The 4,797-nt window shown below is 66.7% G+C and carries 4 protein-coding genes; all 4 read right to left on the bottom strand.

The genetic code is table 11. The features are described from left to right. Positions 1–298: 298 nt before the first annotated feature. Entirely contained in the window at positions 299–1,072 is a 774-nt protein-coding gene (locus tag AD428_RS22900) for an ABC transporter permease (protein WP_053246690.1), read from the bottom strand. Then, on the bottom strand, positions 1,069–2,067 hold the full coding sequence (locus AD428_RS22895) for an ABC transporter substrate-binding protein (protein ID WP_053246689.1): 999 nt from the start codon (positions 2,065–2,067) through the stop codon (positions 1,069–1,071). Before AD428_RS22895 ends, AD428_RS22900 begins: the two co-directional genes overlap by 4 nt. A 75-nt stretch (positions 2,068–2,142) precedes the next feature. Further along, positions 2,143–2,910, bottom strand: coding sequence for an ABC transporter ATP-binding protein (locus AD428_RS22890; RefSeq protein WP_053246688.1), 768 nt, complete (start codon positions 2,908–2,910; stop codon positions 2,143–2,145). A gap of 150 nt (positions 2,911–3,060) precedes the next feature. Further along, positions 3,061–4,665 carry an ABC-F family ATPase gene (locus tag AD428_RS22885; protein ID WP_053246687.1) on the bottom strand — a complete coding sequence of 535 codons (1,605 nt, stop codon included), beginning with the start codon at positions 4,663–4,665 and terminating at the stop codon, positions 3,061–3,063. Between the last annotated feature and the right edge of the window lie 132 nt (positions 4,666–4,797).

Genomic DNA, 4,797 nt, shown 5'->3' with positions numbered 1-4,797 from the left:
GACCTGGCGCAATTGCACGGCCACGCCCAGTTCTTTGGCCAGCCGCTCGGCGGCCGGCAGGTCCAGCCCCTCGGGCGTGCGCACTTTGGCCCCCGCCACCGGAGGCGGCGCCAGATAGGGCACGCCCACCACCAGGGTGCCACGCTGCCTTGCGGCGGCGAACGCGCCGGCGCCGTCCTGCGCGCCGCCGGCCYCACTGCGGCAGGCAGGCGATGACCGCCAGCCCCAGCGCGCCGGCGAGGGCGGCGCGGGCGCGCGGCGGCAGACGCGGAAACGCGGCCATGGCGATGCGCGTCCTTCAGACGTATTGGTAGCGCAGCAGCCGGTGCTTGAGGTTCTCAAGCACGAACTGGTCGATGAGCGCGGCCAGCACGGCAATGACGAGGATGTTGGCCATGACGCCCGTCATGTCGGCGATTTCGCCCGAATACGCCAGCGAGCGGCCCAGGCCCTTGCCGAAGCCGATCAGCATTTCGGCCGAGATCAGCGCGCGCCAGGCGTTGCCGAAGGCAAGCTGGGCGCCGGTGATGAGCTCGGGCATGACGGCCGGCAGATACACGCGGCGCACCAGCGCCCAGGGCGAGGCGCCCATGACGCGGGCGGCCGACACGTGCACGCGCTGCACCGACTCGGTGGCGTTCATGACGCTGAGCGCGGCCGGGAAGAACGCGGCCAGCGCCACCACCACGACGATGGGCGTATTGCCGAAACCCATGACGATGAGAAACAGCGGCACCCAAGCGATGGACGGGATGGACTGCAGGATGACGATGGCGCTGCGCAGCACTTCACGGAAGAAGAACAGCACCGCCGCCACCAATCCGAAGCCGATGCCGGCAGCCAGCGCCAGGCCATAGCCCGCGCCCAGCCGGCCCAGCGTGCCCAGCAGGCTCTGGTGAAAGGAGGATTTGCCGATTTCCTCGGCCAGTCGCCCGATCACGGCGGGCACGCCCGGCATCAGGAAGTCGGGCAAGGCCAGCGAAGCAGCCTGCCAAAGGGCCAGAATGAACAATACGCCCAGCACGCCCGCAAGATGCTTGCGGGCGCCGGTGACTCGGGTGGAGGTGCTCAAAGCTTGCGCGCCTCTTGCCAGGACAGGTCGACGATGGAAGACACGTCATACGGCTTGCCGTCGCGGGTCTTGAGCGACCCCTGGGCCTGCAGGATGTCGGCGATTTCCTGCATGCGCTTGGTGTCCTTGTCGGTCAGCTTGGGGGTGAACACCTGCGTGCGGATGGCCTCGGCGATCACGGTTTCGCGGGGCAGTTCGCCGCGCTTGAGCGTCTTGAGGGTGGGCTCGGCAATGAAGTACGAGGCGATGAGCTTGGATGCCTGCTCCGGCTGCTTCTGCAGCAGCGCGATGGCTTCGTTCTGCGCGTCCAGCGCCTTCCACACCGCGTCCTTGCGCTTGGAGAGCGTCTCGCCCGAGGTGATGACCACCATGCACGGGAAGGGCCAGGCCTGGCCCACTTCGTAGATCTGCTTGACCGGCGCCACCAGCTGCGCGATGCGGTCGTAGGGCTCGAACAGGAAGGCCGCGTCCACGCGCTTGCCCACCAGCGACTGCACCGCCACGGCCGGGCTCACGCCCATGATGTTGACGTCGTCGGCGGAGAGCCTGCCCTGCTTGAGCACCACGCCCTTGAGCACCACGTCGGCCGTACTGCCCTCGGCCTGCGAGGCCAGGGTCTTGCCCTTCAGGCCAGCGATGTCCTGGATGCCGGAATCGTCGCGCACCACGAGGGAGTGGTAACCCTGCTGCGCGCCGCCCACGACCTTGAGGTCGGCGCCCTTGGACGCCCACGCCACGGCGTTGGTGAAGCCCAGCACGCCGATGTCGAGCTGCCCGCCCACGATGGCCTTGATGAGGTCGGTGCCCGACTTGAATTCAACCAGCTCCGTATCGAGCCCGGCCTTTTTGTAGAAGCCGCCCTCCTGCGCCACGATGGCCTGCGCGTCGTCCATGACACGCAGGTAGCCCACGCGGAATTTCTCGGCGGCCATGGCGGGCGCCGCGGCGAGGACGGCCGCGGCCAGCGGCAGGGACAGCCATTGCTTCAGTTTCATCGAAAGCTCCAGAAGATGCATGCGGGGCGCGCCGCGCCCCTCGAATCGGAAATGGAATACGGTTGCGCGGCGGCGTCAGGCCGCCAGCGCGAGGTCGGCAGGCTGGCCGCCGCCCACGTCGATGCCCAGCAGCCGCAGGATCTCGCGCTTTTCCTCGGCCAGACCCGACAAGTCGTGCGTTTTCTCGCGGTGCGCCAGATTGAATTCGCGCAGCACCCGCGCCGGACGCGGGCTGAACACCACGATGCGGTCGGCCAGGAATAACGCCTCGTCCACGTCGTGGGTCACCAGCAGCACGGTGGGCTTTTCCTGGGCGATGAGCTGGCGCAGCACGTCCTGCAGGGCCAGCCGCGTGAGCGCGTCCAGCGCGCCGAAGGGTTCGTCCATGAGCAGCGTCTGAGGCTGGGCCACGAAAGCGCGGGCCAGCGCGGCGCGCTGGCGCATGCCGCCCGACACCTGATGAGGGTAGTAATCCTCGAAACCGGACAGGCCGACGCGGGCCAGCCATTCGCGCGCCGCTTCGCGGGCGCGCGCTTTGGGCGTCTTCTGAAACTCCAGCGCCAGCGCAACGTTGTCGCGCAGCGTGAGCCAGGGATAGAGCGCATGCTCCTGGAACACCAGGGTGCGGCTGGGATCGGGGCCCTGCACCGGCTTGCCGTCGGCCAGGATGCGCCCCTGCGTGGGCTTTTCCAGCCCCGCCGCCAGGTGCAACAGCGTCGATTTGCCGCAACCCGAGGGCCCGACGAGTGCCACCAGCTCTCCGGTGGAGAACTGGCTGGAGAAACCGTCGACGACCGGAAGGTCGCCGAAACGCTTGTGGACGCTGTCGAAAGTCAGATTCATGAACGGATTGCCGGCGTGCGTGGGGAACGGGCCTAATCTAACAATTCGTTATATGAATCCCAACGATAAATATCGAATGTCTTAACTGCTATTGGTAATAAAGAAAAAAGCGGCCCGCAGGCCGCCTGCTTTCTTCCCGGGAGACGCGCCTCAACCGTCGATGCCGCGCGAAGCCAGGTAGTCTTCGTAGCCGCCGCGGTAATCGACGATCTCGCCGGACGGCAGAATCTCGATGACGCGGGTGGCCAGGCCGGAGACGAATTCGCGGTCGTGCGAGACGAAGATCAGCGTGCCTTGGTACTTCTCGAGCGCGAACTGCAGCGACTCGATGGATTCCATGTCGAGGTGGTTGGTGGGCTCGTCCAGCAGCAGCACGTTGTGGCGGCCCAGCATCAGGCGGCCGAAGGTCATGCGGTTCTTTTCGCCGCCCGACAGCACCTTGGGCGCCTTGGGCAGGTCGTCGGCCGAAAACAGCAGGCGGCCCAGCACGGACCGGATGGACTGGTCGTCGTCGCCCGGCTGGCGGTGTTCGCTCATCCAGTCGAGCAGGTTGATGTCGGTCTGCTGGAAGTCGTCGGAAACGTCCTGCGCCATGTAGCCCAGGTCGGCATTGTCGGACCACTTGACCGAGCCGGAATCCGGAGCCAGGTCATTGGCCAGCAGCCGCAGCAAGGTGGTCTTGCCCACGCCGTTCGCGCCGATGATGGCGATTTTCTCGCCCGCGTCCACCATGGCCGAGAAATCGCGGATGACCGGGGCGTCGTACGACTTGGAGAGGTTCTCCACCGTAACCGCCAGGCGGTGCATGACCTTGTTCTGCTCGAAGCGGATGTAGGGGTTCTGCCGCGACGAGGGCTTGACCTCCACCTGCTCGGCCTTGATGCGGTCGATCTGCTTCAGGCGCGAGGTGGCCTGGCGCGATTTGGACTTGTTGGCCGCGAAGCGGCGCACGAAGTCCTGCAGCTCGGCCACCCGCTCCTTGGCCTTGGCGTTGTTGGCCACCAGCCGCTCGCGGGCCTGGGTGGAGGCCAGCATGTAGTCGTCGTAGTTGCCGGGGTAGATGCGGATCTCGCCGTAGTCCACGTCGGCCATGTGCGTGCACACCTGGTTCAGGAAGTGGCGGTCGTGGCTGATGATGATCATCGTGCTCTGGTAGCTGTTGAGCACGTTTTCCAGCCAGCGGATGGTGTTGATGTCCAGGTTGTTGGTGGGCTCGTCCAGCAGCAGCACGTCCGGATTGGAAAACAGCGCCTGCGCCAGCAGCACGCGCAGCTTCCAGCCCGGGGCGATCTCGCGCATGGGCAGGTTGTGCTGGTCCACGGCGATTTCCAGGCCCAGCAGCAGCTCGCCGGCGCGCGCCTCGGCCGTGTAGCCGTCGTACTCGGCGAACCTGGCCTCCAGGTCGGCCGCGCGCATGTAGTCGTCTTCGGTGGCCTCGGGGTTGGCGTAGATGGCGTCGCGCTCGGACATCGCGGCCCACATCTCGGTGTGGCCCATCATGACCACGTCCAGCACGCGCACGTCTTCGTAGGCGAACTGGTCCTGGCGCAGCTTGCCCAGCCGCACGCCGGGCTCCAGCGACACGTTGCCCGCCGTGGGCTCGAGGTCGCCGCCGATGATCTTCATGAACGTCGACTTGCCGGACCCGTTGGCCCCGATCAGCCCGTAGCGGTTGCCTTCTCCGAACTTGACGCTGACGTTCTCGAAAAGCGGCTTGGGACCGAACTGGATGGTGAGATTGGCGGTGGATATCACGGTGTGTTGTATGCGGGAGCGTAAGAGTGTTGCGGCGCGGGCGCGGCCGGGCCGGCGCGCCCGGAAAGCGCCGGGGGAAACCCGATAGTGTACCAAGCCGGCCGGAATGCCCGGTCCCGCGCCCGGATGCCC

This window comes from Achromobacter sp. DMS1 (assembly GCF_001270295.1).
Note: the sequence above shows the minus strand (reverse complement) of the source record. Positions and strands in the feature narration are given on the sequence as shown.

Bases quoted from the DNA above. Each gene is read 5' to 3' on its own strand.
- AD428_RS22895 (WP_053246689.1), bottom strand. From the start codon at position 2,067: ATGAAACTGAAGCAATGGCTGTCCCTGCCGCTGGCCGCGGCCGTCCTC.
- AD428_RS22890 (WP_053246688.1), bottom strand. From the start codon at position 2,910: ATGAATCTGACTTTCGACAGCGTCCACAAGCGTTTCGGCGACCTTCCG.